At 59.4% G+C, this 286-nt stretch carries 1 protein-coding gene; it reads left to right on the forward strand.

What is annotated here, in order from left to right:
* Positions 1-286: catalase family protein (locus AAEY83_RS14080; protein WP_351059785.1), on the forward strand; the 286-nt coding region annotated here is incomplete at both ends.

Genomic DNA, 286 nt, shown 5'->3' on the forward strand with positions numbered 1-286 from the left:
CCTGGCAGGTCCGTCATCTATTCATCGCGCTGGCAACCCTGTCAGCGCCGCCGGACAGTCCGACTGAGACCACATATTTCTCGGTATCGCCCTACAAGTTCGGTGAGGCCAATGCGAAATTCCGCGTCGTGCCGGATCCGGAGCGTTGCCCGGCGTATACGCTGCCCAAACAGAATCACGACTTGCCGAATTTCCTGCGCAGCGCACTGAATCAGCAGTTGTCGACGGATCGGGTGCCGGCGTGCTTCGCCTTGCAGATCCAGCGCCAGGACGCGAACAAATACAT

The sequence above is a fragment of the Psychrobacter sp. TB20-MNA-CIBAN-0197 genome (genome assembly GCF_040309765.1).
Taxonomy (GTDB): Bacteria; Pseudomonadota; Gammaproteobacteria; order Pseudomonadales; family Moraxellaceae; genus Psychrobacter; species Psychrobacter submarinus.